The following is a 410-nucleotide window of genomic DNA, read 5'->3' as shown; positions in this document are numbered from 1 at the left end:
CCGAAGCTATGAACCGAAGCCCCAGTAAACGGCGGCCGTAACTATAACGGTCCTAAGGTAGCGAAATTCCTTGTCAGGTAAATTCTGACCCGCACGAATGGCGTAACGACTTGGGCGCTGTCTCAACGAGAGATCCGGTGAAATTTTAATACCTGTGAAGATGCAGGTTACCCGCGACAAGACGGAAAGACCCCATGGAGCTTTACTGCAGCTTGATATTGAATTTGGGTACGATCTGTACAGGATAGGTGGGAGCCGTAGAAATCGGAGCGCAAGCTTCGGTGGAGGCGCCGTTGGGATACCACCCTGATCGTATCTAGGTTCTAACCTAGTACCCTTACCGGGTACGGGGACCGTGTCAGGCGGGCAGTTTGACTGGGGCGGTCGCCTCCTAAAGAGTAACGGAGGCG

Annotated in this window: 1 rRNA gene; it reads left to right on the top strand. The window is 53.7% G+C overall.

Annotated elements, in window-relative coordinates:
• Positions 1–410 (top strand): 23S ribosomal RNA (locus UQ64_RS28925); the annotation flags it as partial.

It is taken from the genome of Paenibacillus etheri (genome assembly GCF_001012825.1).
GTDB classification, from domain to species: domain Bacteria; phylum Bacillota; class Bacilli; order Paenibacillales; family Paenibacillaceae; genus Paenibacillus_AQ; species Paenibacillus_AQ etheri.
The sequence above is the reverse complement of the archived record's forward strand: the minus strand, read 5'-3'. Positions and strand labels throughout refer to the sequence as shown.